The sequence below is a fragment of the Candidatus Jidaibacter acanthamoeba genome (genome assembly GCF_000815465.1).
In the GTDB taxonomy this organism is placed as follows: domain Bacteria; phylum Pseudomonadota; class Alphaproteobacteria; order Rickettsiales; family Midichloriaceae; genus Jidaibacter; species Jidaibacter acanthamoebae.
Genome location: NZ_JSWE01000096.1, coordinates 1 through 24,640 on the forward strand (window position 1 = coordinate 1; position 24,640 = coordinate 24,640).

At 31.5% G+C, this 24,640-nt stretch carries 20 protein-coding genes and 3 pseudogenes; 13 read left to right on the forward strand and 10 right to left on the reverse strand.

All coding sequences use genetic code 11. The annotated features are described in order from the left end of the window. A pseudogene (locus tag NF27_RS13005) lies at positions 1-136 on the forward strand (IS5-like element ISParac1 family transposase); the annotation flags it as partial. A 397-nt stretch (positions 137-533) separates the two neighbouring features. After that, positions 534-1,694: a tyrosine-type recombinase/integrase gene (locus tag NF27_RS04245; protein ID WP_039456218.1), complete on the forward strand. Its 1,161-nt coding sequence runs from the start codon at positions 534-536 to the stop codon at positions 1,692-1,694. 50 nt (positions 1,695-1,744) lie between these two features. Here NF27_RS04245 and NF27_RS04250 read toward each other — a convergent pair whose 3' ends face one another. Then, positions 1,745-5,368, reverse strand: coding sequence for an ankyrin repeat domain-containing protein (locus NF27_RS04250; protein WP_039456221.1), 3,624 nt, complete (start codon positions 5,366-5,368; stop codon positions 1,745-1,747). Positions 5,369-5,490: 122 nt separating this feature from the next. Then, positions 5,491-5,713: pseudogene (locus tag NF27_RS11770) on the reverse strand (IS3 family transposase); the annotation flags it as partial. Positions 5,714-5,774: 61 nt separating this feature from the next. On the opposite strand from NF27_RS11770, the pseudogene NF27_RS11775 reads away from it, so the two are divergent. Then, positions 5,775-5,942, forward strand: a pseudogene (locus NF27_RS11775) (IS5/IS1182 family transposase); the annotation flags it as partial. A 25-nt stretch (positions 5,943-5,967) separates the two neighbouring features. Here NF27_RS11775 and NF27_RS04255 read toward each other — a convergent pair. Beyond that, positions 5,968-8,325 (reverse strand): tetratricopeptide repeat protein, encoded by a 2,358-nt coding sequence (locus NF27_RS04255; RefSeq protein WP_039456223.1) that lies wholly within the window; start codon positions 8,323-8,325, stop codon positions 5,968-5,970. Then, a complete protein-coding gene (locus tag NF27_RS04260) occupies positions 8,322-10,025 on the reverse strand; it encodes a sensor histidine kinase (protein ID WP_039456226.1) in 1,704 nt (567 codons plus the stop codon). The genes NF27_RS04255 and NF27_RS04260 overlap by 4 nt, the downstream gene beginning before the upstream one ends. A gap of 188 nt (positions 10,026-10,213) precedes the next feature. Here NF27_RS04260 and NF27_RS04265 point away from each other — a divergent pair, with 188 nt between their 5' ends. Both NF27_RS04265 and NF27_RS04270 read left to right on the forward strand, forming a co-directional pair. Beyond that, a complete protein-coding gene (locus tag NF27_RS04265) occupies positions 10,214-10,474 on the forward strand; it encodes a hypothetical protein (RefSeq protein ID WP_039456227.1) in 261 nt (86 codons plus the stop codon). 28 nt (positions 10,475-10,502) lie between these two features. After that, positions 10,503-10,718: a helix-turn-helix domain-containing protein gene (locus tag NF27_RS04270; RefSeq protein ID WP_053332567.1), complete on the forward strand. Its 216-nt coding sequence runs from the start codon at positions 10,503-10,505 to the stop codon at positions 10,716-10,718. 93 nt (positions 10,719-10,811) lie between these two features. Here the strand turns inward: NF27_RS04270 and NF27_RS04275 are convergent, their stop codons facing one another. After that, complete coding sequence (locus NF27_RS04275) at positions 10,812-11,279, reverse strand: helix-turn-helix domain-containing protein (RefSeq protein ID WP_039456230.1); 468 nt, start codon at positions 11,277-11,279, stop codon at positions 10,812-10,814. Positions 11,280-11,473: 194 nt separating this feature from the next. Between NF27_RS04275 and NF27_RS04280 the strand changes: the two genes are divergently transcribed. Then, the gene (locus NF27_RS04280) at positions 11,474-11,887 is read left to right on the forward strand and encodes a single-stranded DNA-binding protein (protein WP_039456233.1); all 414 of its coding nucleotides are present in this window, start codon (positions 11,474-11,476) and stop codon (positions 11,885-11,887) included. A 40-nt stretch (positions 11,888-11,927) separates the two neighbouring features. Here the strand turns inward: NF27_RS04280 and NF27_RS04285 are convergent, their stop codons facing one another. The 4 genes from NF27_RS04285 to NF27_RS04295 form a co-directional block, all read right to left on the reverse strand. Next, the gene (locus NF27_RS04285) at positions 11,928-14,678 is read right to left on the reverse strand and encodes a sodium:solute symporter family transporter (RefSeq protein ID WP_039456235.1); all 2,751 of its coding nucleotides are present in this window, start codon (positions 14,676-14,678) and stop codon (positions 11,928-11,930) included. A gap of 239 nt (positions 14,679-14,917) precedes the next feature. Next, positions 14,918-15,094 carry a hypothetical protein gene (locus tag NF27_RS12380; protein ID WP_161791799.1) on the reverse strand — a complete coding sequence of 59 codons (177 nt, stop codon included), beginning with the start codon at positions 15,092-15,094 and terminating at the stop codon, positions 14,918-14,920. A 359-nt stretch (positions 15,095-15,453) separates the two neighbouring features. Further along, on the reverse strand, positions 15,454-16,062 hold the full coding sequence (locus NF27_RS04290) for a hypothetical protein (RefSeq protein WP_039456238.1): 609 nt from the start codon (positions 16,060-16,062) through the stop codon (positions 15,454-15,456). Positions 16,063-16,352: 290 nt separating this feature from the next. Continuing rightward, positions 16,353-16,838, reverse strand: coding sequence for a helix-turn-helix domain-containing protein (locus tag NF27_RS04295; RefSeq protein ID WP_039456241.1), 486 nt, complete (start codon positions 16,836-16,838; stop codon positions 16,353-16,355). Between the two features lie 137 nt (positions 16,839-16,975). Between NF27_RS04295 and NF27_RS04300 the strand changes: the two genes are divergently transcribed. Genes NF27_RS04300 through NF27_RS04310 form a run of 3 tightly spaced genes read left to right on the forward strand, consistent with a single transcriptional unit; the run spans position 16,976 to position 18,623 of the window. Then, a complete protein-coding gene (locus NF27_RS04300) occupies positions 16,976-17,230 on the forward strand; it encodes a hypothetical protein (RefSeq protein ID WP_039456244.1) in 255 nt (84 codons plus the stop codon). Positions 17,231-17,254: 24 nt separating this feature from the next. After that, the gene (locus tag NF27_RS04305) at positions 17,255-18,304 is read left to right on the forward strand and encodes a hypothetical protein (RefSeq protein ID WP_039456246.1); all 1,050 of its coding nucleotides are present in this window, start codon (positions 17,255-17,257) and stop codon (positions 18,302-18,304) included. Between the two features lie 25 nt (positions 18,305-18,329). After that, positions 18,330-18,623: a hypothetical protein gene (locus tag NF27_RS04310; RefSeq protein WP_039456250.1), complete on the forward strand. Its 294-nt coding sequence runs from the start codon at positions 18,330-18,332 to the stop codon at positions 18,621-18,623. A 37-nt stretch (positions 18,624-18,660) separates the two neighbouring features. Here NF27_RS04310 and NF27_RS04315 read toward each other — a convergent pair whose 3' ends face one another. Further along, a complete protein-coding gene (locus tag NF27_RS04315; RefSeq protein ID WP_039456253.1) occupies positions 18,661-22,203 on the reverse strand; it encodes an ankyrin repeat domain-containing protein in 3,543 nt (1,180 codons plus the stop codon). A 340-nt stretch (positions 22,204-22,543) separates the two neighbouring features. On the opposite strand from NF27_RS04315, the gene NF27_RS04320 reads away from it, so the two are divergent. Genes NF27_RS04320 through trbD form a run of 4 tightly spaced genes read left to right on the forward strand, consistent with a single transcriptional unit; the run spans position 22,544 to position 24,638 of the window. Then, positions 22,544-23,035 carry a hypothetical protein gene (locus NF27_RS04320; protein WP_039456256.1) on the forward strand — a complete coding sequence of 164 codons (492 nt, stop codon included), beginning with the start codon at positions 22,544-22,546 and terminating at the stop codon, positions 23,033-23,035. After that, positions 23,032-24,006: a P-type conjugative transfer ATPase TrbB gene (gene trbB / locus NF27_RS04325; RefSeq protein ID WP_039456260.1), complete on the forward strand. Its 975-nt coding sequence runs from the start codon at positions 23,032-23,034 to the stop codon at positions 24,004-24,006. The genes NF27_RS04320 and trbB overlap by 4 nt, the downstream gene beginning before the upstream one ends. A 3-nt stretch (positions 24,007-24,009) precedes the next feature. Further along, a complete protein-coding gene (locus NF27_RS04330; RefSeq protein WP_053332568.1) occupies positions 24,010-24,342 on the forward strand; it encodes a TrbC/VirB2 family protein in 333 nt (110 codons plus the stop codon). Beyond that, positions 24,342-24,638, forward strand: a complete 297-nt coding sequence (gene trbD, locus NF27_RS04335; RefSeq protein WP_039456263.1) for a conjugal transfer protein TrbD — start codon at positions 24,342-24,344, stop codon at positions 24,636-24,638. The genes NF27_RS04330 and trbD overlap by 1 nt, the downstream gene beginning before the upstream one ends. Positions 24,639-24,640: the final 2 nt, after the last annotated feature.

A 24,640-nucleotide genomic window follows, 5' to 3' on the forward strand; every position in this document is an offset into this window, starting at 1 on the left:
CCGATATAAAAGCATTATAGGTGCGAAACTAAGATCTAGAAAATGGGACAATCAAGATGCAGAAACATTACTTGGTTGCCATATGCTTAACAAAATGACTAACCTGGGTATGCCTCAATCGGTTAAACTCACTTAAATAACAGGGGTATAGGGAAAATATACTTCAACTTTGATTTGAGCAACATGATCGAAAAAAGCTGCAAATATTTTAGCAAATACAATAGGTTAGGGCGAAGATAAGAAGGTAGATAAAGTAATTACGAGAAAAACAGATAAAAAACAATATTTTACACGCTAAGCTATTGAAATATATGGTGCGCCCGAGAGGAGTCGAACCCCTAGCCTTTAGATCCGTAGTCTAACGGTTTAAGGATTTAAGTGCTTCCATGATATTTTACATTAACTCTGTAACTCTTATTTTATAGGGGTTGCATTATATAATTAACTATAATATTCTTTTAAAGAAATTGACATTATTTTCTACAGGGTGTAGAAAATATGTAGAAAGTAACTTAGATAAAAGATTAAGGCACATGACAAGTAAGATTAATTTCACTAAAACAGAAGTTATGAATTTACCCTTACCTGAAAAAGGAAAGATAAATTATTATTATGATAAACAGGTGAATGGCCTTGGTCTTATGTTATTTGCTAGTGGTACAAGAACATTTTTTTTATATAAACGCATAAATGGCAGGCCTGACAAAGTGAAATTAGGTAGATTTCCTGAAATCTCTGTTGAGCAGGCAAGAAAAGCTGCTTATTCCGCTATTACAGATATTGCCAAGGGTATTAACCCAAAAGATGAGAAAATATTTGCCAAGAAAGTTCTTTTATTTTCTGAGCTTTTTAATGAATATATGGATAAGCATGCTCGTTTGCATAAAAAATGTTGGAGAGAAGATAATAACGCTTATAGGGTACATCTCACACGCTTTTATAACAAAAAAATTAATAATATTTTTAAAGGTGATATTATAGAACTTCAAGCTAATTTGCTTAAAAATAGTGGGCTTTACTCTGCTAATAGAGTTTTAGCATTGCTTACAACAATATTTAATAAGGCTATTGAATGGGGATTCTTGGATAATAACCCATGTATAGGAATAAAAAAATTTAGAGAGAAAAGCCGGGATAGATTTATTCAAGATGATGAAATACCAAGATTTTTTGAAGCATTGAATAATGAGCCGAATGAAACGTTTAAAGATTTTTTTTATATATGTTTACTAACTGGTGCTAGGCGGAGTAACGTGCAGGCAATGAATTGGCAGGATATAAATCTAGAAAGAGCTGAATGGTATATCAGAGAAACTAAAAATGGAGAATCGCAAATTATACCTTTAATCCCACAAGCGGTGGAACTGTTATACTCCAGATTGAAAAATAAAATTAATGATTGGGTATTTTTAAGTGAAACTAGTAAGAGCGGGCATATTGAAGAGCCAAAAAATGTATGGAAAAGAATATTAAAGAATGCAGGTATTGAAAACTTACGTATTCATGACTTACGCAGAACCTTAGGCAGCTGGCAAGCTGCCACAGGAGCTAATAGCTATATTATAGGAAAGTCTCTTGGTCATAAAACCCAATCAGCCACAGCTGTATATGCCAGGTTAAACCTTGATCCAGTCAGAACTTCTGTAGGCCGTGCAGTTGATGCTATGTTCAATACCACTTTGAAAAAAGGTTAAACTAACTAGCTATATTCTGCTTAGTTGTAATTTAACCCAATTATTCTAAATTAACCAAAAATAAAATTTGCTTCACTAATATGATCAATGCTAATTCCACATAAGGCTGCTATTTCTGTATTTTCACCATTTAGATTTATTGAAAGCAAAACTGAAGGCCTATCAAGAATAGTGGTATTTACTAAATTCACCTCACTGTAAGACTTAATTAGTTTAAACTCAGATAAATCGATTTTCTCTGCTGGATTACATCTTGAAAAATCCATTATTATTAAATGGTGCTTTCTCAACTCTTCTATTGGTGTTTTTTTACTCTCCAATTGTTCAAAAGCCGCAAGGATATTATTGTAAGTATAATGAATCTTAAATATATCATTTCCACCTAATCCCCAGTAATAACCTGGCTTCACTAAACTAATAACATCATTTCCATTAGTTGCCGGTGGCACTATTAGGTCAATCTTCCTAGCCTTATTCAAAAAAATATTTTCTTCATCTATATAACCATATAACGTAGTTAAACTAATTATTGAATCTTTAAGTTTTTCCCTATATGAAAAACAAGGGTCATCACCCTTATAACATCTGACCCGAAATTCCATTTCCTCAATAATATGATTAGGGTTACCACCAAACTGGAATAAAACTTCTAAAAAACTTACAATATCAGCAATTGGTATTTCTTTTAGATCATAGCTCCCTATATGAGGTAAATCCTTAATATTAGGATAAGCTCCATAACTAATAAGTTTAGTTATTATATCTTTGTCTAGACTCTTAATTGCTGAATAAAGTATGGAATATCTAGGAGCATCAGGTGAATTTGGATCAGCGCCTACTTCAAGAAAAAACTCCACCATTTTATGATCTTTATGTTTTATTGCTAATTGTAGTGCTGAGTTCCCATAAGTATTAGTCAGCCCATTATACTTTCCATGTTTATTAACATCGAATCCTTTATTAATTAATAACTTAATTAAGCTTAGGTTTTCTTCAATAAATGCATTGTATTCTACTATCACCTTATCAATAGGGTTTTTATTAAAATATTCAGCATATATTGCTGGAATTTCACCCGTTTTAAATATTGGCTCCCAAAAAGCAAATGCATCTTTTACTTCTTTTATACCCTGTAAAATTAATTGAGGTAGAGTAACTCCATAATATTCAGAGTTAGGGTCTGCCCTATATTGTATTAACAATTTTGCAATATTATAATTGGGTTTTCTTTGTTGATCACACCAAGTTCTAAAAATAGATTCTATTATTGGCAACCATCCATATGCACTTTTTTGATTTACATCCGCACCATAACTTAATAAAAGCTTTGCCATTTCATAATTATCATTATATACTGCTATTTGTAATAATCCATATTGATCATCTTTTCTAAAACACTTACGAATTTCTCCAGATGGAGTTCTCCCATCTTGAGGATTAATTATAATATAATTTGGGTCAGCATCATTTTTTAATAACAATTCTGCTGTATTATAAAAAGAATTTTTGACTGCTATACTTAATGGAGTATCGCCAAAATAATCTATAATATTAACTTTAGCCCCCTTTAAAATTAATAGCTCAACTATTTCAATATTATCTTGCTTTACAGCCTCTTGGAGAGCGAATCTCTTCTCATTGTTATTTCTATTATTTTCTGCATCTATAATTTTAACAATGTTTTCCGGATTTAAAAGATCTCTACGCCATAATATATCATAATTGCAACCAATATTAATATTTACTTTGTTGTCAATTAAACAATTTATTATCTCAAGGTTACTTTTATTCCAAGCCGCCTCAACTAGCAAACAACTACCAACTTCATTATCCAAATAGATATTATAATATGAGGAAAAAATTAATTTTATAATATTGATCGAATTATAGTCTATTGCATGAGCAATAGCATTTAGTAAATTTTTCTTTGTAAGTGCAAGATTTCTTTCTTTTTGAAATTTGGAACTATAGCTTATTATTAGCTTAGCTATTTCAATATTATTTTTAAAGGCATATCTTATTGGATTAGGGTGGCGTGAGTTACCATTAGGATCACCCCCATGCTCTAATAATAATCTAACTAGCTCAATATTTTTTGAATATATTGCTTCATATAAAAGGTTAAAACTATCTTCTTTATATTGCGGGTAAGCCGACGAGATATTTGGGTCAGCTTTATAAGCTAGTAAAGTTTTAGTTAAAGTGATATTATTATTTTTTATTGCACGTTGTAAGGGATATAGGTTATATTCCTCAAAACAATATTTTCCCCAATCGCTTGATCCTGCAGAGGGAATATTTGGATTAGCCCTGTATTTTAGTAATAATTCAACAATCCTATAATCTCCTGCATCAATTGCTTTATCTAATACGGTATCAAAGCAAGAAACCTTTTTTCTAAAGAAATCAATTTCTCTATCAGGTTTTAAATTAAGTTGAATATTCGGGTCAGCTCCTGCTTCAAGTAATAAATTTATAATATCATAGCTTCCCATTGATACGGCTATGTATAAAGGGTTATCTTCTTTTTTTAAATTTAAGAAAATATTTTTATCTCCTAGTAGTACTCTTATTATTTCTATCCTTTCATATCTTACTGCCCTACTAATTATTGGCTCATATTTAATAGCATTAACATTTGCTCCATTTTCAAGAAGCAATTTAATAATTTCTATTTTATAATCCTTTTGCTCTACTGCTACAGCTAATGAATTATAGAATCTATCTTCTGAGTTGTTTATTGCTACCTTATATTTTGTTAGTAAAAGCTTAACAGTATAAATACACCCTGTTTTTATTGCGGATTCTAGTTCACTCTCAAGCATTCTATTAGCTTCAGAAATAAAATATTCTTCTTCTGGTTGCTTATTGAGTATTATAGTAAGCGGGTCATTTAAGAGCTTATCTAAACCAACATATTTGCTTAACTCTGATTTCAATAACTCAATTATCTTTACTTCATTTTTACATCTATCTTCCTGCTTATCGAAGAAGCTAGTATCTAACGCTAACTCTGTATCTCTGGTTACATTAATAGAATTTATACTAGAAATGTTATGATCATTTATACCCATATTATCCAATTCAATTATAGAGGAGTTTTGAGGCCTATGTACTTCAATAACTTTTGGCACTACCTTATCTCTTAATAAATCAGCTATTACTTCTTTAGCCGATTTATTATCTTCATGCTCACCAAAAAATTTCGCTTCTTCAAATATTGTTATAGCTACTGAACCCACAACTATTACACCTGCAAAACAAGCAGCAGGAGCAGCACCTAAAAGCCCTAAAGCAGTACCAGTTACTCCTCCAGCAATACCACTAGTTAGCCATGAAGCAATTGTTTGAGCAGCTGCAATTTGTTCAGCTTTCCATCCTTGGTTGCCACTTATTTCTCTTTCATCTTTAAGATAATCTAGATAGCTATAAGCGATTCCAACTGTAGCTATCTGACCATGAGTAATCCATTTTTTCCATCCCTTAACGCCTTGCACTTTAAAGACCTCATTAACACTCTCGGAAATCATATCAAATAAATGATCAACGTAGTCCTTAGCCTTTTTTCTTTTAAAAACATCCTTAATTTCATCAAATATTTTTCTATTTTTAGTTTCTAGTTGGCCAGTCTGGTTAAATTCACCTGCTATTATCAGGAAATCCTTATTACTCATTTTTCTTCTCAAATAATTCAATTTAGTGCAACCATGTTGGTTGTATACTAATATTACACTTATTTAAAAGAGATTTTTGAGCTTTAGACAATTGATGTGTCAACAGTTAAGCGGACATAATGCTAAGCAGATTTTTGTATATATTCAAACTTTGTAGGTGATAAATAATCATTAGCAGAATGAATTCTAATACGGTAGTAAAATACCTCAATATATTCAAATATCGTTTGTTTTGCTTTCTTCTTGATTTTAAATTTACATTGGTGATAATTCAGTTTTCAAGGTATGGAAAAAGCTCTCTGCAACGGCGTTATCAAAGCAATTATCTTTACGGCTCATACTTTGAATAATATGACAGGATAAGCTTTGGGAGATAAATTAATAATAACACAATTTTTTGGAAACTCCCAGAAAATATGATAAAGCAATCTATAAGTTACGTCACCTTGTTGAAAATGCATTCCTGCATCTTAAACGATGGAGAGGCATTGCCACCAGGTATGCTAAAAACTCCGCCTCTTTCCTTGCTGCCGTTCAAATCAGGTGTTTAATACTATGGGCTAATATCTCATGACGACACTATCTAGATAATTTATCTTCTAATGCTCAATATTATCTACAAAATACCTAATCAACTTCTCAGTCCTATGATGAAGTAATCCGAATTTAGCTTTATGCAAATTAAGATATTGGTTGAATTGGAATGAGTCTTTTGATTTTGCTCCGACAATACCTAACCTATAGTATAAGTAGCTAATATCATCAGTTCTCGAATCTTCAAAAAGTTGTTTAAAAGTTAGTTCGGCCATTACGTAATATTCATTCGCTTCAGTATATCTATGCTGTTTTTCATTTACCTCACCCAGAATAACTAAAGTGTTCGCCATATCAATATCTATGGCATCATCACCCAGTATTTTTCTTAGTATATACAAAGCTTTCTCAATATAGTTTTTAGCTAACTCTAATTTACTTAGTTTTATTGCTGAAGCGGAAAGAACTATTAATATTCTAGCTATTAATTCGTGATCCATATCTTTGTAATACTTATTAGCCAGTTCATATAATTTATTACTTAGGTCAAAAGCTTCACTATATCTGCCTGCTTTAAGAAAAACTTCAGCTTGCAATAAAAATAACGGCCATTCTCCCGGCACTTCTCTAATATCTTTTACTTCTTCATAATCAATTGCTTTAGTAACTAAGTTTAATGCATCCAGGTAATTACCTTTATCCATCTCTACCTTAGCTTTTACGGCATTAAACAATCCTGCTTTTATATCACGATTGCTCCTAATTATTACTTCTGCTAAGTTTACGTATTTATCTGCATTATCTATATCACCTTGATAAATATAAAACTGAGCAAGCTGGTTATATAGATTCAAGTGATCAGAAACCCTTTCAGGGTATTGCTTAAGCAGCATTAAAGCTTTATTAGCTTCTTGAATAGATAATTCTGAATTTGCAAACCTCCAGTTGTGATATATAGCTTTGATATGATGGAATTGTGCTAATAATAATCCGTTTATCTTTATATCGTAATTAATTAAATTATTTATCTCGTCTATCAATCTGCTACAAGAATCATAATCTAAGGTAACCAGTAAATCGTATTCAAGCTGCCTAATATACATGGCAGCAAGGTCTTCAGTATATACTAACAATTCCTTTGATTTAGTTGCAATAGTTCCTAAGTGATCAAAAATATATGGCCTACTTAAGATCAGCGGAGCTAGCTCCTCAATTTGATCAGGTAGTTTGTTACTGATAATTTGCTGAGCTAGCTTGATATTATTTATCTTAACATCTTTGCTTAGCATTTCTTGTACTACGTGCTGTACAATTGCATGCATTGAGTATGTTGTAATCGACTCTTCTGCATTCGCTAATTTATTTTTCTCAATCAGCATATAATTATTTAGCCTGGCTAGTGCATCAGTAAATTCCAGCCGGCTTTCTTTCATTTTATCTTCTACTAAACTTTGTAAAAAATCTTCAGGTATCTTTTCATTATTAAGAGTGGAACAAAATGCCAGAATATCAAATGCTAAAGGGCACTTCTTTTTAAGGTCGTTTATGGAAATGGAGAGTGAAGTAAACACATTGCCTGAGTAACTGTCCAAATCAGGTAATCCGCTATTTTCTTCATGTAATTTTTGCTCTTTATCCCATAAGGAGGTTTTAGCGGATTTAAATATTTCAATGTAGTCATTTAAACCAATCGAATGATTAGCTTTAAGATATGCAACCGACTGAGATAAGGCGAGCGGATAATCATCTAAAATTTCAGCTAACTTATCCAAGCTCTTCAAATCATCCGAAGGAAGTAACTTAATTAAATACTCTTTTGATTCTTCTCTACTAAATTTTCCAAGTTTCATAGCTCCTTTCCATGAAATTAAGTTTTTTGATGTGATGACTATGTCGCCGCCGATATTGTTGTATCTTTGAGGAATTAAATTTTTTATTTTAGCTTCATTCGGGCTATCATCAAATATTAATAACCATTTTAAAGTAGTAAGCCTTAAGTAGTTCTTAACGCCTTCAACTATGCTTTCAGGTGTGGTGTTGACAGGTATTTTTTCTTCCTGCTTAATATAAGTGTTATTAATCATTTCAGCAAGTATCCTGAACTGGTCAAATAAATCTTTATCCGCGTCAAACCACCAAATAATATCATATTTTTCATTATTTATAACGGCATACTTCTTTGCAACTTGAGTTTTACCTATGCCTGAAATGCCCGCAATAATTGCAACATTCCCTTTTTTTAATGTTTGGGTAACTTGTTTCAATATTTCTTTTCTACCCGTAAAGTATTCATTATGGATAGGTACGTTCCATACTTTAGGTGGGTTTTTTCCTATAAGCTGCTTTGAAAAGCATTTATTAACAGGTATAAATAAAAATGTTACAGCAATTATGCACTTAATTAGGTAATACAAGCGTTTCATAACGGTTGTCTACTACGATTAGAATGTAAAAATACAATTTTTGAATTAGAGTATATGTTCTCTTCTTCTTGAGTACTTGGCATGGTTAAAGTAACCTTGTTCCCTTGGCGGTGTGAGTGTGTTGTAGATAATTTACCCTGCAAAGATTCCTGCGCTACATAAGGAAGATGAGTATAATCGATCATTAAATTTCCAACTAACTGCTCTATTTCGTCTTGACCCTTAAACTGTAAGCTATTTAAAAAGTTATCTGTAAGACCAAAGCCGTTATCTTCGAAGCAAAATATAATATTTTGCTTTTCTTTCCTTGAACTTATTTCAATTTTACTCCCTTCAGGCAATGATCTTATAGCACGAGCTAATAAACTAACCAGGACTTGTTTTAAAATCAATTCATTAGCTTTGATTTTTACCGAACCTTTAATAATATTATTAATTGTAATTTTCTGCTTGATTGCGATCGGTGAAAACAAGCTTATTATTTCATCTGTTAAAGCTTTTAGGCTTATCGTGTTATAATTCTCGTTATCAACTATATTATTTAAAAGTTGAGTAGTAATACTTTCAATTTTCTGCATAACATTTTTAAGCTTTTCATAATTTACTTCAATATCAAGTTCATTATTAAGAAGCTTAGCAAGTGTATTATTAGATTCTCTAATTATTTCAATCGATAAGCTTTTTTGCTTACTAAGCTCTAAATTAAAACAACCAGTAGAATTTAGGGAGCTCTTATAAGCCTCAATTAAGGCATTATTCTTCTCTAATTTATTTACAGAGACCTTAAGTGAATCTATTTCCTGCTTAAATATATCTTTGTAATCTTTAATGATCTGCTTCTTTTGCTGTAAGGTATATATAACTAATAACGTAATACCGACTACAAATGTTAACATGCATCTGACTAGACATAATCTGAATATGGATAATAAGAAATATTTTTTATTATATCCTATAGAAACTCTATAAGGTAAGTTTTCTATTTTAGGTATATGCCTTATGAGTATATTTGTTCGACTATTTTGAGGTGTATTGGTTGTGTCAATATCAAATGTAAAAGGTAAGTTTATATGTGATGTCGATTCGGTAATAATATTTGATAAATTTATAGGAAGATCAAGATAACCTATTAAGTTGTTTTTTATATCACTTAGTCCAATAGATAGATTCATTACTTTTAGATTGCTATCTTGCTTAGATAATTTTGTAACTATAGGCTTATCAGAATTATATTTAAATTTTTCTTCAAACTCATTTGTTGCCGAAGAAGTAGTAATTGCACCATATATACCTATGTTATCAGCTAAGTCTTTACTATGCCAAGTTATGCTCTCAATATCTAATTTCGGGTTTAATGAATTTACTCTTCTAAATATTTGTTTAACTTTACTTTCATCTTTATAGTTTTGGTTATTAATTAGTAGTTTACCTGCTAATAACAAAGATTCATTGTAGCGAAGCATAGTGGAGGCTAAAGATTCATGTATTTGTTCAGCTCTAAGCTTAACGGATTTTCGGATTGTATAATACTCTACATAGAATGTACCTAGTATAATTACTATACATATTAAGCATAAAGCTAATATAGATGATTTGTAGATCGGCTTTAATTGCAGTTGATATACTTTGTTAAATAGAGAGTTTTCATAGTTAAGTCTATAATTCCATCTTAATATATTTATAAAATTTTTATAATTCATGTTGATATATATTAATGCTTGCTATATAAGTATATATACCAACTATATTGACATAAGTACACTTAACTACCTTGATATTAAAAAATAGTTAAATTAATTTATAAAGTCAAATAAAAAGGTTAATTAATATACTAAATATTATTGTATTAAACTAAAATATTACTGTATTAGTGCAAAAGGAGTGAAATGTGAATAAAAATATAAAGAAGATTACTTGGTATGAACTTATAGAAGCTATGGATTATAACCAAGAGCTTCCTATTTCACAACAGGTAGAAGAGCACCTTAATAGTTTGGGATATAAGACAATAGAAATAGATAATATTATTTTTAATGTGGATAACCTTATCAACAAATTATCTAAAGTAGAGCTTACTTATATAAAGAGAGGAGAGGCTGAAGCTTTGAAAAGGTGGTATGAGCTTGGCCTTCCTAAGCTCGAGGGTTAAATATAAAATAATTATTCGGAGTATTATTATGAAAGAAACCAGACAAATAAATTATGAAAATAAATTACTTTCCAGAAAAGAAGCAGCTGAATTCTTAGGACTTAAAGAAAACACGCTAGCTGTTTGGGCATGCAATAAAACTTATTATATACCGATGTTTAAGATAGGTAAGTATGTTAAGTATAAGTTAACCGATTTAATTAAGTTTATTGAAGATCAGGAAATGGGCAAAATGCACCTTTAGTTTATACTTATAAAAAGTATAATATTATTAAAACTTTATATTAAGCTCCTTTATATTCTAATAAAAGAGCTTAATATTTCATTATTAAAAAAGTTATTCTTTATTAATACATTCCAAGCTATGCAAAACCATACCTAATGCAAGTATTTTTCTATCATGATAGGAAAGCACAAGGTTGTGATAAGAATACAATAAATTTGCTATTTTCTCAAATTGGTGCAAGCTTATTATTATATTAAATTCCCTTATAACCTCCTTTAAGCAATTAACCACTTTTATATATTCTTCAGGATTAACCTCTTCGTCTTTTTTTATAATAGCTATAGTAGCTTTTGTGGATTTATTAAGCTCTTCAATCGCTGTAAGGCTGTCTTGTAATAAATCTTCCAGCGTTATTCCAAGTATATTTGTAATTTTATATAGCACATCCAGATTTTGAGAACGGCCGTTAATTATATTATACATTTGATGCTTAGGTATATTAGCTCTTTGTGCAAGTTCAGAAATATTAATCTTTCTGCCACCTATAAGCGACCTTAAGTTTTTAGATATATTTTTCACTTTTGTTTTGCAGCATTGTATGCCTTGACAGGCTAAACACAAAGGTTAGCTATATATTAAATTATTGTAAATTACATTTTGTCGCTTATGTAAAATTAGTAATATATAGTAGATAATACAAATAAATATTGTAAAACTTGCATACTAAGTATACTTTAACAATAAAGAAAAATTAGTATATATTGAGGGCTATTATGCAAAACGGTGCTTATGTTGATTTATACGGAAGATTATACCGGGACATTCAAATTAGGTATTCTTTAACACAAAAACTTTATGGGATTGTTATAATTGCTGTAAAACAGAAAATAGGTTATCATCCTTACTCCAGGGATCCTATCCATGTTACAAAGCTTTTCCAGGCAGTAATTTGGAATGATGATTTAATTAATAAATTGAAAGATTTATTAACAAAAGGAAAGAGAATTTACTTAAAAGGAGAGCTGGATATAATACAAGCTAAAAACTTAGACCCTGATGCTCAGCTTGTAATCACTGTAAGAAGTGAAGCAGGAATCACCATCCTTTCCAATAGTACGTTTGCTGAAACGGAGGATGAAATTTCTCCGGATTGCTTCGATATAATTCCTAAAGATATATATCATTAACCTATAAGTTTTGTGGTGTTCTATATAAGAAATATAAACATTATTTTTTAACTACCTTCTTTTTCTTCTTCTTCTTAAGTGCTGGAAAGGTTAAGATAAATTCGGTATATTTGCCTATTCTTGATTTACATTCAATATATCCGCCCATATCATGCATTATCATTTTACAGAAGGCGAGACCGATACCGGTACCGCTTTTGCTTTTGGTATAAAACTTATCAAATATATATGGTATATCATCTTCTGATATGCCTTTACCGTTATCTCTAAAATATAGCTTATTACTCTCTGCTCTAATCTCTATTTTTACGTTTCTGCCGCCATATTTATATGCATTATTAAGCAAATTAGACAGCAAGCGTTTAATATAATGCATTGAGCCGTAAAATAAAAAGTTTTCTACAATATTAATATTGACCCCGTCTTTCTCGGGGTTTAGAAGTTTGTATTCCAATATGCTTGCGGTAACGCATTCTTCAATGGTAATATTCTTCTTATCATCGGCAATTACGGTGCTTTTAAGCGAGGCAAGAAGACCGTCTACGGTACTTATACCCTGAGAACTAACTTTAGTAAGCATTTGAGTAAATTCTAATAAAGTATCCCCTTCTTCCTTATCCAATGTAAAAGTATAAGTATTATCTTTTACTTTTTTATTATCAAAAGCTCCCTGAAATAAATTATTTATGGTCACTGCACACATGTTAAGTGTAGCAAGAGGGCTTTTCACCTCATGTGCCATAGCACCGCCAAACACGTGCATGGTTTCTACTCTCTCTTCCTGCTCTTTCTCACGCTTGCGGAAAAAGAAAAGGGTCGCGAATAAGAAAAAAAGATAAATGTAAGCTATACTGCTTGCAGTAGTAATTTCTTTAAATGAATTTATATTATGCCCAGTTTTGCTAAATAAAAAAATTCCACAGATAAGCCCTACTGTATACATTAGTAAAAACCTTCTCGCATCAACAAATAGATAGAGCGCAAAAGCAGATAATATACCATTCATTATCCAAAAATCATCCCCATTACTAACAAACAGCATATAGTTTGAGACAAATGGTAAACAAAATGTTAGCAAGAAATACCAATAATAATGTAAATAGTTATTTAAAAACTTTTTACTAAATATAAATTCTCTAGATAACATTATCATACAAAAAAAGTAGCCTGATATCAGGAGCCAAGCGACCACCTGATGGTCAGGATTTGAGGTTACATCTAAACTATATAAGAAATAATAAGAAAGTGTAAATGTACAAAACTTTTTAATTTCAAAATTACGATGACCTGGGTTTTCTTTAATCAATCTAATAGTAGAATTAATAAATTTAGCTACTTCTTTAAAGAGATCTAAAGTTTTGTTAATAACTAAAATAGCTACCTTTTCTGTAGGAGGTTGTATTTTTAGCGGAAGTTTACCAATATAAATTTGATAATAATGCATGCTAAATAAACCAGTGGTACTTCCAAGGATACCAAAACTCCAGCTGATAATTGCAAATTCTCCGGCAATAAATCTACCAATTATGGTAAATATCATTGCAGTAATAACACTTGCAACGAAAGAACTACTATTAGTTTTAAAGCCTAAAAATCCACATAAAGCAGGAATTGATATTATAGGCCCCCAGAAATTAGCTATTGACCATACGAGGTTTAAGATATTTGTAGCAGAATGAATAAGAACTATAGATGAAATAGAAAGAATTATGGTAACTGATCTAATAGCAACAAGCTCTAAAGTATTATTAATATTACGGTATAGTACTTTAATTATATCATTTACTAAAATAATGCTTGTAGCATTAATCTCGGATTCAGCCATTGACATAATAATTGCTATTAAACCAGTAACCATCAAGCCTCTTAACCCTTCTGGTAAAATAGCTATAAAATACAATAATGCTTCATTAGGAACTATATCTGGATAATTAGCTTTCATCTTATATGCAATTACACAAAATGCTGCTGACACAGGTAAAGAAATTAAAGCTGTCATCTTTAAAGCACGCTTAAGCTTTCCTGGGTGCTGGGCAATTAAACACCGTTGGACGAATCCAGGGTAAAATCCTGGTAATAAGGTATAAAGTGCAAAACTGGTTAATAAACTTAAAGTATGGTCTGACATTTTTATATTCAAATGTGATTCTGGAAGGCTTTGAAAAAAGCTTTCAATACCACCAGTGTTAGTAAATACAACTATATAAGAAATTGGAATGATAAAAAGAAATATATTAGACTTAAAGATTTCTGTATAAATAACTGCTCTAATACCTCCAAGTGCAGCATATACAGTTATAATACTATATCCGATTAAAATTCCATAATTAGGGTCAATTCCCAAAAAAAAATAAAAAACAGATCCCATAGCTACAGCTTGTGCAGCTATAATACCTAAGCTTCTAATTATAGATACAAAGGCTGTTATACATCTTCCAGGAGCACCATAAAGCTTATACATTATTTCACCTAATGAAACACACCCTTTAAACCGAGTTATATTAGGAGCAATGACAAATGCAGCGACCAACCAAAACAGTGGTTCAAGGAGCTGTCTAATAACAAATATAGTTCCAAACTCATATATTTTACCTGTCACTCCTATTGTACTTCCGGCACCTGTCGATGCAGCAAACATAGAGCAAACTAATGCAGTTAAAGAAATATTTTTATAACCTAATGCAAATTCTTTTAAAGTTTTTATCTGCACGGATTTAACAATACCTATTACTAGGCATGTTGCTAAAAAAGCAATCAATATTGTGATATCAAGAAAATTTAATCTTAACATTTAAACCTTTATTATAGTAATATTAAATATAATAATTTATTTGTTAAGATTTAGCAAAAGATATATAAAACTATGATATTAAAATTTATTAATAGCCTTATAATTAAGAAAATCTGAAAATTAAATTGTTACGTATAATGGTGTGCTAATTTAAATTTATAACATAAATTTAAATCGAATACTTAATACTAATGGGCTAACTACTTATAATAAATTGGTTTTAATTAAAGAAATTAAATTTATCCATCTCCGCCTGTACCACAATGTAAAGGAGTTAATGTATTATTGATTTCAAGGTGGATTTGTGATTGCAATTTGTTGATAGAGGTATCTTTCTTAATATTTTCAAAACGCGAAGATGCAACCATAGCAACTGCTATAATACTTAATATTAAAACTTTTTTAAAAATAGCCATTTAAACCCTCTTTATTCATTTAACAAATTTCAGCTTAAACTAATAAAAGCCTAGTATTATTACAATATCTTTTTTATTAATATATTGCTAACGAATAATTATGATTTGCTAAAAATTATAGTAAAGTATAAATACTTTTTATATTTTAGACTTCCTAACTTAATTTTTTAATATTTAAACTTAATTATATTGAGCTTTTTTAATAAAGTTCAAGTTTTATGTTATATAATTGCTTTGTTTTGAATTTAAGAAATCAGGGGGAATACACACTGTATACAAGATGCTTTAAGACTGTAGTACTTATTTTTTATATAACACACCTGAATTCTTAAAAATTATATTTTATACTGTTTTCTATATTACATCATAATGCAACAGCCTTTTTCATTTGTATTTTTATATTGTAATTCTTTTACTTTTCCAGTTTCTTTCCAATTATTGTATGCTTCTTTCATAGTTTTTTCATCAATCTTTATATCTTTAGGTATAACTTGCATTATAAGCTCTAAAGCAGTGGTATTATCATGGTTATGAATATTAATATCAGCACCATTTACTATCATCCAACCTAAGAAAGGCATACTACTTTTTACTGCCGACCATTTTATTTCTGCAACAATTTTAATAGGGACATCTTCACTACCTCGAGTTGCTTTATCATAATTATAAGCCCATGTATGTAATGGGGTGTTCCCTTCTTTATCTTGTGCATTTAAATCTGCGCCTTGCTTGTATAAATATTCACCATTAACAATATTTTTGGGATTATGAGCATTAAATCCTGAAAAAACATGCATAGGTGTGAAGCCATGCTCATCTTCCCTATTAAAAAATTCATGCTTATTATCAATTTCATTTTTTATTGAATCGTATATGCGTTCTACGTACTCACTTCCTTGCTGGCGCAACCAATAATGTAATGGATAAGCTAGTTGCCTTTCTTCAGATGAATAATCAAATGTCTTCATATAATATCTCAAATTAAATTAATTCACTTTTTAACAAAAGTTTAATAATTATATTATAATTAAGTACGTTTTATCAATAAAGATTAAACTATAATTAATATTTAATTAATATAACTGTTATATTAAATTATTTAATAATAAAGTTATAAATATATTTAGTATTAACTTTTACAATGATCCTTGCCTTTGCCTCTACCATTATCTTCTTCTACAATCTTTTTAGTAAAGTCTCCTAATACATGTGCACTTTAAAAATTTAATACTTTCTTTTAATTCTAAGTTTTTAAATTTTATATAAGTTCTTGGGTATGTATATTCTCCACCATCCAGTTAGCGAATCTGGTGTCTACTTTCGGGTTTTCTTCATTTAAGGAATAAATATAAACTTCCTGTATAAGGTGCAACATCTGCTCCAAGGTAAGAGTTAAGTGTTTTTGGGCTATTATTTTCTCTACTGCCTGCAAGGTGCCATTATATAGTTTAAAGTTCCAAATGTGCTTTTCGGAAGATCTCGTAATCTGATTTTTAGTGCTTGCATATACAGAGCTTGCCGATTGATTACCCAATAAAGCATCTACCGAGCACTCCAGGGTTTTTGCTATAGCAACTAAGGTCTCCATCCCGGGATTAGTGGATTTATTATTTAAGATATTTCTTACCGCACTAATCTTAAGTCCTGATTTCTTTTCAACCGAGCTTGCAGTTAAGTTCCTTTCGCTCATCCTTTGTTTTATCTGCTCTTTTAAATTCTCTAAAACATATTTCGTATTTATCATATCCGTCTCATTTATTTTTCTGCTTGTGAGTACAATCTCTATATGTTATTTGTATCTATGCTATAGTAACTATTATATATACTCAACATAAGTAGTTATATAATCATATTATATCAAATAAAACAAAAAGAGAAGCTATGAATATATATAGTAAAATTAATACTTATAATACCAGAGATGAGTTCAGCAAAATTATAAGGTTTTATATCGGCTCATGCGGAATGATTCCTTATAAAAAAGCAGCAAGAGAACTTAGGGTAGATGAACGAACTCTAGCAAGTTGGGTAAGAGGAGAAAAGCAGTTAACATTATCTTCTTTACTTAAATTAGCGCTATACCTACCACCAACCTTCATCAGAGATGTAATAAATATTCCACATAAAATTAGCTAAATAAAACCAATAGGTAAAATTGACATGCTTAAAATAAATGAAATAGACAACCTGTTTGCCGATGAACCGTTAACTGAAAGAGAAGCTTGGAGATGGTTAATCAATAATATAGCTATTGAACCTTGTTATAAAGTGCTGAATAAAAATCTGTACATAGTAAACAAGGGACAGATATTAACCTCCAACCGATCATTAGCTAAAGTATGGCAGTGGAATGAAGTGAGGGTAAGAAGGTTCTTATCCCGCCTAAAATGTCTTGGATTAATTGACTCAGAGGTAAGCGCTAAAGGAACCGTGCTAACCATAGATAGCTCCTATATCTCAGGTGAGATAAATAAAGTTGCCAACTCAACAACTGACTCGGAAGTGACTAATACTCAACGCAAGGATAGCTCTCCTGTACTTCAGGAAAAACCTGTGTTTACTAACCATATCCTTGTAGCAATGACGCAGAGTAAGGGTTGGGTAAAAAAGAAAGACGAAAAAGAAAAGAACCAAAAGAAAAAGAAGAAAGAAAAAAAACCTTTAAAAGAAAAAAATATTCCCTTAGGGAATACAAAAAAAGAAAAAGTTTCCTATGAATTTGAGGTAATTGAGGAAGGAAACGTACCGCTAGCTGAAGTGGAAAATGCAAAGCCGACTAAAGGCAAAGATGCGAAACCTCGAAAGAAGCCAAAACAACTGAATGACTGGCTGGAAGAGTTGAGAGTAGATCAGGTAGAGGACTGGGCAAGGGAGAACATGCTTGATGAGCTGGATCTGACTTGGGAATTGGAAAAGTTTAAGGATTACTTCAGAGCATATCGCAGTAAACCGCCTAGAGACGGAGTAGCTGCGCTTAGGAACTGGCTACGCAACAGCATTGAATTCAATAGGAACATGAGGAAAGGATATGGAAAAAATACAATCACAAAACCAAACGCCCGCGATTTATTTACTACCGCAAGTGCTAACATCCTTGCTAAGCTCAACGGAGTACAACTGGATAGGGATAAAGAACCAATGGGGCATACACTACAGCAAGCCGATACCTGTCATCTCAAAGACCTCCGTCATTTACGAACAGTTAGTTGAAGCTAAAATTGTATTTGAAAAGTTAATGCAACCTGCAACCTCACAAGAAATTTTGGAAGAATTGGATAAGTTGAATCGTCATTACCCGATAATCGGCTTGAATGAATATCAGTTACAGGAACTAATGACAGATTACATTGAAGACTTAAGCCCATACCCGATTGATCTGATTAGAGATGCTTGCACTGCATATAGACGAAACGGCAAACATCTTTATTTCCCGAAGATAGGACAATTACTTGAGATGATTGCAGAACCCCGTAAACAAAGGAGTTGGCAATATAAAAAGATTAATATGTTGCTGGAAAAGGCTAAGTAAATAAAGAGCTATATCCATACAAATTTGCTTTATGTCCCTATCTTTCCCGATTTCTTTCTTTTCCTTTAGCTTGAGAGCTAAATAGGGATGAATTTAAAGCCTTATTTATGACCTCATTTGTAATGCCATATGATTCTAATATGGAATATTGCTCTGTAGCTTCCAAATTATTGCCTTCCTCTTTAGAAAGATGAGTTTGTAACCAAGTAATCGCACCACTAATTGCAAAGCATTTAATTTTATTGGTTAAGTTAGAAATATTTGTTATGGCTAATAAGGCTTTGAAATCTCCATAATATCCGCATAATTTTGCTAAAATTTCAATTTGTTCTATTGGTTGCTTGGAATCAAATTTATTTATTAAGTCTACTACAGTGTTATCTTCAGTGTCTTCTCTAGCTTTATTAAAGAGGGTTTTTAAAAATTTATTTTTTTGAATTTCTTCAAGTATTTTATCTATTTCACTACGGGATAGTTGCTCATTATTGGACTTTCTGCTCTTTGTTCGTTGTTCTTCAAAGTTTAGCAAGCTATCTTCAAGTTCTTTATCTCCGATTTCTCTAGCCAAGTCAAAAGGGGTTTTATTAGAATTATCAGGAATGCGATTGTTAGCTCCATGCTTCACTAGGCAGTCTATAATTTTTATATCCTTGTTAATTACAGCTAAATGTAATGGTGTCTTACCTTCACTATCCCTTACATCCAGAAAAGCTCTGTTTTGCAAAAGATATTCTACAATTAGCAAGTTTTGTTTATTTACTGCTATATGAAGTGCAGTGGTTAGTTTATTGCTATATAAGCATGAAGTCCAATAATAACAACTTGGAAAAATACTGCTTCGAAGTTCGCTTAATTTATTGTTTTCTACTAACCTAATAAATTGCTCATATGTATAAGCTCCTTTTTGTTCAAAATTTCCTTCTCTATCAGATATCTCTCTAATTACTTTTTCTCTTATTTCTCTACCATTATGAGATGCTGAATTTCCTCTAACCATTCTAGCTGCTTCTGTTTTATTTTTCATATCTGAAGCTTTGCGCATTGGGGTATCACTAGGTAATTGCATGGTAAATAAACCGTCTAGCCCCCTATATATAAGTACGCCATATAGCTCTTCAGCTTTCTTTCTGGCCAGTTCAACCATCTTAACTTCATGGTAAGAACATAACCATTCTCCTAATATTTGCTTAAATCTTTCCATGCCAGGAGTATGAGGTTTGAGGGTTTTGAATTTATCTCTTAATTCTCTATACATTGTTCTAGTTAAACCATATTTTTCCAGATAAAAATCTTTGTATCCTCTATGGAAAGAAGGATATTTAGCTATATGAATCTCAATTATTCTTTCGGCTGGGATTGAAGCTGGGAAGCTGGCTTCCCTTTCTGATACTATTATATTATTTATATTAACTCTACCCTGTGCATTTAGGCTCACAACATGTAAAGCTCCGTTTTCCGAGTAATCTTCTAAGGGGTGTAATGAGAGATAAACCTTACCTGAATACGGTCTTTCTGCTTTTCCGTTTTTACGCCATCTAGGTCTTAATCTCTCATCTTTATGAACTTCATAAATTTTAATACCATATGCATATTTTAGTGCATGATAAGGCACATCTCCTGTAGACACAAATGGGTTGTGATTATTTAATAAATACTGCTTAAGTATAAGATTATTGGTTGCAAGGCTAGTAAAATTATCATAGTCTTTAGTATATAAGTCTTGCAACAATTCGGCTAAATTATTATAGATATAACAATTATAAGCATACTTCCCTGTCTTTCTTGCTGCTAATAATTTATCTTTTAAGGCATTATTCCATATTTCAAATGCACGGCTTAGTTTTATTGTTTCTTCAGGCGTTAAAGTAGATTTACATTTGTATAGTTCAGCAAAGTTATTGGTTTGGCTAGCACCGAATAATATTGAAGCACTATAATAAGGCCTGCCTACTTCATCTTCTTTCCTATGGGCTCCGCGAGCTGGTTTATTCCACTTGGTAGTGTTGTAATTAATTCCTCTATATTGAGCTATAAAGAACTTAATATTTTGTAACTTAAGGTTATTTTTTATTTCTTCTAGAGCTTGTTTAATAGTACTACCATTAGTAATAAGTTCGTTTATTTTATTTAAAACTTCTTGTATCTTATTTTTATCAATAATACTTGGATAGCTTATTTGCTGGCGATCTCTTACGGATTTTTTAAGATCATCAAATTTGAATTCAGCATTTGAATTATCTCTAATTTTTCTTAAAAAGCTCTCTTGGTATGCTTTTTTTAAAGCAGGAGTAATTTGTGTTCTTATATTATCATATTCGTTAACTTCATCCTCATGTTCTGAATCTGAATCATCTGAAAGATAAGAGCCATAAAAATCAGTATTCTTAGTTTCTTCATTAACTATGAATTTTTGCAGCTCTGATATAAAAGTAGAGTTAGATTTAGTAAACTCTCTTATTATCTTTCCATTCTGAATATAATGCTGCAAATTATATTCATTTAGAGTGAATCTTAATATATTTATTAGTGTTTTACATGGCTCGTCTTCAAGTTTATGCCTTTGGCTTTCATATAATAAAGATGTAATTATTTTATTCTTTTGGATACTCTCATTATCTCCTTCTTTTATTTCTACTAACTTTAGGTTACCTAAAATTACAGGTATCTTTTTTAATAAAATGTCCTTTATTTTGGAATTCGTATTTGCTTTATCAAAGATAGTTCTTCCTATACCGTCAGGCATAGAGATATCTGCCCCGTTTTCTAATAGCAATTCTAGAATTTTAAAATTATTCTCTATAGGATGGGGGCTTATTTTACTTAATATTATATGTAATGCTGTTGTAAAATTACCTATATTTCTAGTAGTATTTATATCTGCCCCAGCTTTAAGCAAGACTTTTGCAATCTCATACTCACCTTCTTCTACTGCTCTCATCAATGCAGTGTTACCTTCATTATCCTGAGTATTAACCTTAGCTCTTTTGTTTATAAGAGTTTGTACAATATGAATTTCTCTCCTGCATGTAGCCCACATTAATGCTGTGCTACCATCTTTACTTTTTGCTTCTATTTCTGCCCCCCTATTAATAAACGTTAATGCTATATCTTTATTTTGATTGATTGCAGCCCACATTAACGGAGTAGTGCCATTATTATCAGCTTTATTAATAGTATCATTATCGAGAAGTAAGGATATTATTCCTCTGCAATCATAAATTATTGCTGAAATTAAAGGAGTGGAGCCATTATCATCGGTTAAATGTATACTGGCACCATTCTCGACGAGTAATCTTACCATATCTTCATTTCTGCATGATATAGCATAAGTTAAAGCAGTATTACCGTCTTTACCCTTCGCATTTATTTCTGCACCATGTTTTATAAGGATTAATGCAGTACTTTTATGACCAGCCATAGCTGCACGCATTAGAGCAGTACAACCGTAATCATCTTTAGCCCTTGTATCTTCCCCCTTTCCTAGAAGGATTTCAACTTGACTATTATCGCCATCTCTTGCAGCAATTATTAATGAAGTTTGTCCATGCTCATTTCGGCTTTCTTTTAATATACGTTTCATATTTTTAACTATTTTAGATTTTAAAGCTAAGCTTACAATTTTACTTTATTCAAACAATTCAATTTGCATAAATTATATATTAATAAATAATAAATATTTATAGCTAAAGCTGGCTTTCCTTATAATTTATATAAAAAGCATGCTTCCAATCTGCAAGATAAAACTATTAACTTTCTAACAAACAATAATATTTCAACAAAAGGGTGTAAGGGTGTTGATAAGGTGAGGAGTGGAGGAGTATATATTAGTCTTTAAGGCAAGATAAAAGAGTTCTCCTCAACATATTGGGTACACGGCTACATGATATATTTTACCATACATAGATACGGAGGCAAAGAAAGTGATTGGAGATAGAAGTTCAACCAAGGTGAATTTACATGGAGAGATGCGTGAACTAATCAGTAGGGAAGCCAAGGACTTAGGAATTTCAATTTCAAGATTATTACGTGATTACTGTTTTGAACATATTAAATTAAAGGAAGAGTCAAGACTCGCCAAAGAAGGAAAAATTAAGGAAGGGTCAATACTTCATACTTTTATCTCTAATATGGAGGCAAGAATTGCAATATCCATAGAAAGTAATCAGAACGAGATCATAGCGCTAAGGAATGATGTACAAATTATTGCCGTAATAATTGATAACTATATTAAATTATATTTGAACCACACTAAAGAGGTGCCGCTATTGGAAAGAGAGCAGCGGATCAAAAGCTCATTAGTTAGGTACAATAATTTCCTAAACGCGATAAAAAGCAATCCGAGGAATGAAGGTGGCAATATTATAAGTGAAATAAGAGGGTTTATTTATAATAAATCAGAGACAGAAAAATGAGTAATATTTTAGCGAAAGAAGAACAAAACAGAAGACTTGAAGACAAGCTAAGGCGCGAACTTGGGGAAGAAATAATCAGTAAGCTCAATGATCCGAAAATTATAGAAATTATGTTAAATCCTGATGGAAAGGTTTGGTATGATGTAATTGGAGAAGGTTTGAGTGATAGCAGTTATAAAATAAGTAAACTGCAAGCTGAAAATCTTTTAAGTACTATTGCTTCCGTCTATAATACTGTAATCAATACCTCTTCTCCCATACTGGAAGTAGAGCTGCCGTTTTGGGGGAGCAGATTTACTGCAATTTCTGCTCCCGTAGTTTCATCTCCTTCGTTTACTATTCGAAAAAGGCCTGAAAAGATCTGGACGCTGCAAGATTATTTGAAGAGAAAGATAATAACCGCCCATGAGATAGAAATAATCAGACAAGCTATAGTTTCAAGGAAAAACATTTTAATAGTAGGAGGTACGGGGTCAGGTAAGACTACACTCGTAAATGCATTGCTGCATGAGTTATTCTTATCTGCACCAAAAGATAGAATATTAATTATTGAAGATACTATCGAGCTAAAATCTCAATTACCTAATACTATAGAACTCAGGACTTCACAAAACATTGATATTAACCGTTGCTTAAGAACTGCACTCAGGATGAGGCCTGATAGGATTATTGTCGGGGAAATAAGAGGTCAAGAAGCAAGTACACTGATTAAAGCATGGAATACAGGTCATCCCGGAGGTATATCAACCGTGCATGCCAATTCGGCGGCAGCAGGATTAATCAGAATTGAGCAACTTATTCAGGAAGCCAATATAAAACCTATCGGCGAGATCATAGCGGAAGCAATCAACTTAATAATCTTTATTGAGCGAATTAAAAGCTCACCATGGCGCAAGGTCAAGGAGATAAAAGAGGTTAAAGGATATGAGAATGGCAAATACATACTTAATTTTAAAGCAACAAGGATATAAACTATGAATAAAATAAACGGAAAAAAAATTATACAAAGGATCACTGCTAAATTTATCATTTTAAATATAATAAGCAATCAGGCATTAGCGGTCACAAGCACAAGTAACTTACCTTGGGAAGCGCCACTGGAAACAGTGAAAACAAGTATCACAGGACCAGTCGCGATTACAATTGCGGTACTTGCTATGTGTATAACAGGAGCTGCACTTGCGTTCGGCGAAGAATTATCAGGCTTTGTCAGAAGAATACTGATGCTTGTGTTAGCTATCTCAATTTTAGTATCAAGTTCAAGCATAATAACTACCCTGTTCGGTGTAGCAGGAGCAGTTATCTAATGAGAAATGAATTACGCCGTGTTCCGATACGCAGGTCTTTAACACGCAGGCAAATGATCTTAGGAGGAGAGAGAAGTTTAGTACTTCTTGCTGCCTTAAGCTCGAGCGTTATCGGTTTAAGTATAGCTTTAGGATATAACTTTACACTCGGTATAGCAATCGCAAGCATTCTTTGGAGCCTTGAGTTATTTCTGCTTAGACTCATGGGAAAAGCGGATGCTTTAATGAGTTTAGTGTTTATGAGGTCAGTAAAGTTTAAGAGTTATTATCCGTCAAAAGGAAAATATTCAGGGTAGAT